The organism is Flavobacterium salmonis (genome assembly GCF_903819435.1).
Classification (GTDB): domain Bacteria; phylum Bacteroidota; class Bacteroidia; order Flavobacteriales; family Flavobacteriaceae; genus Flavobacterium; species Flavobacterium chungangense.
This window is the reverse complement of record NZ_CAIJDP010000115.1, coordinates 1-2,398: the sequence shown is the minus strand read 5'-3', so window position 1 is coordinate 2,398 and position 2,398 is coordinate 1. Positions and strand designations below refer to the sequence as shown.

Below are 2,398 nucleotides of genomic sequence, written 5' to 3'. Positions count from 1 at the left end.
AGATAGGTTTTGAAATCCGGCTTCACGGCCAATAAAAACATTTTTGGATCCGTTAAAGTTGCTGTATCCTGCCTTATATCCAAAAAAGGCGTTATCTTTTCCGGTTCTGTTATTATAACCGCTGTTAGCCCCGAAAAAAGAATTAAATTCCCCTGAATTATTAAAATATCCGGAATAGTATCCTACAAAAGAATTGAAATTTCCGGTAACCAGATTACCAGCATAATAGCCAAATGCACTGTTGTTGGCCCCTGCATTTCCTGCCTCTGTACCTGTATTGGTATTTTGGGCAATAATTATTGAATTAATAAAAAATAGACTGGTAAGCAGTAGTAATTTTGATTTCATTTTCAGGTTTTTAAAAGGGGTTATCTGTTTGTTGATTTAAAATATTGATTCATACTTTTTGTAGTATTGCCTCTTGTGATTTATACTTAAGTAAAATGTTAATAAGTGTTAAAAAGACGCTAATTAATAAAAAAAAACCTATAATTAACAAACAAAAAACTAAAAAAAAGTTTAAAATTTTTATTTTTATTTGTAAGTATTTGTAAGGTAATGCTTTGTGATTTTTTAATTTTATAATTATTTTTAAAAAAAGTGGGTTTTCTTAAATAATTTGAATTTTCTTTTATCTGCTGTAATATTTATTAATAGTACTTTGAAACTACTTTAAAAAAAATAATTATACATCGTCCTACACAATAAACACTAATAAAATCAAAGTCATGGTGAATAGAAAAAGGATCTGAATTTATAAATTACACATAAGTTTAAGAAAAGCTATTCGAATAAGACGTTTTTTAGTCGGGAAATGTTTTAAAATTAAAACCAAAAGCCATTTCATAATGAAATGGCTTTTTTGGGGAAGCTTGATTTAGATGCTAATTAATTACGAGTACAATAGTGGTTTATATATTTGAGCGAATAATTAGTATAATTTATTTGTGAATATATATGGTTTTATCACAAATGCATTTAAAATATTACCTTTTTCTTTTCCACTCTCTAAATACACCTTTAAAAAACGCCGTAATTTCTTTCCTCTCACCATCAACACTAACTTTAAAATTCTTTCCATCAATTTTGGTTATGAGGATATAAGGTGTATAAGTTGCTCCAGCATTATATATAGTGTCAATTTTTTTTATTTCGTTGTAATAAGCATAATTTACCTCATTTTTTTTTGAGTTTCTTTTGTCTATCCAATAAGTAGCAACTCTTCGATCAGTAAAAAAATTCCCAGCTACATCTTTTTTATATTCACTATAAAATTTATATACGATCTCACTTTCTGTTAAAAGGCCTAAACTTTTAATATATTTCAGATCTTCTTGATCAAGAGTTTGATTGTCTTCAATTTTGTTGCAAGAAATCAACAAAAATAGACTCAAAATTACAGCTATTTTTTTTTTCATAATTAAATTAATTTTTATTTTCAACCTGCCAATTAGCATTTATTTCCATTTCATTATTTCCACCTACTACATCATGATATAAAAAACCAGCTGTGTTACTAATATTGTTATAAGCTTCTGACCTACCTTTTTGACCGCTTAAGTCAAAAGTATCCGTAAGGTGAAAATCTATAACAATTGTTCCATCCGATTTTACTGTAGCACTATATCCCATAGAAGCATGTCTAGTCACCCAAGTTAATTGATTGCCACCAACGGCCCATGTTTCACCGTGAAATATAGGATTATTATTGTTTAGCGCACCCCAATCCTCATTACCGCTACTCCATCTTTTACCTCCAAATTCAACACCACTTTTCCCTTTCATAATAAATTTTAATTTTTTAAATCTTGGATCTGTCTTAAGAGTTTTAATAATGTCATTCTGAAACTTTATCATCCCTTCATCTTCTTTAATTTTATCTAATAAAGAACCACCTAAATTAACTTGTTTTGCTTGAAGTTGGGATTGTAAACCAAGCTCAAAAATATTATTTGCTCTATTACCTATACCTATTTGTCTAGAGAGTAATCTTCTTAAGCCATGTCCCCAACCAGATCCTGTGTATCCAACATTTGCACCGGTAAACCAATTGTAAGTATTATTAACGGTCTTCTTACTATGAACTATTACCTCACGTAATTTTGTTGTATCTGCCCCTGTTAAATCACTATATAGAATAGGATTATTCATTACAAAAGCATACGGTGTTATATTATTTGACTTATCAGCTAAGGGATCTATCCCATTAAATCTAGCTATTACAGGATCATATGACCTGAATTTTGTGGGATGTAACCAATTAATTCCATGTTCTTGAGATTCTTCCATCCCATTGAATTTATACTTTTGAGCAGTTGCGTTACCTTGAGTATTTACAACGTTGTCATGCCTGCTTTGTTTTAGGCCAAAAGGATAATAATTATCTTCTTCTATGATG

2 protein-coding genes and 1 pseudogene are annotated in these 2,398 nt (G+C 29.4%); all 3 read right to left on the bottom strand.

Annotated elements, in window-relative coordinates:
- Nucleotides 1–348: pseudogene (locus FLACHUCJ7_RS25120) on the bottom strand (hypothetical protein); the annotation flags it as partial.
- A gap of 638 nt (nt 349–986) precedes the next feature.
- On the bottom strand, nt 987–1,418 hold the full coding sequence (locus FLACHUCJ7_RS25115; RefSeq protein WP_180910968.1) for a hypothetical protein: 432 nt from the start codon (nt 1,416–1,418) through the stop codon (nt 987–989).
- A gap of 7 nt (nt 1,419–1,425) precedes the next feature.
- On the bottom strand, nt 1,426–2,398 hold a 973-nt coding region (locus FLACHUCJ7_RS25110; RefSeq protein WP_317170962.1), incomplete at its 5' end, for an RHS repeat domain-containing protein.

Bases quoted from the DNA above. Each gene is read 5' to 3' on its own strand.
- FLACHUCJ7_RS25115 (WP_180910968.1), bottom strand. From the start codon at position 1,418: ATGAAAAAAAAAATAGCTGTAATTTTGAGTCTATTTTTGTTGATTTCT.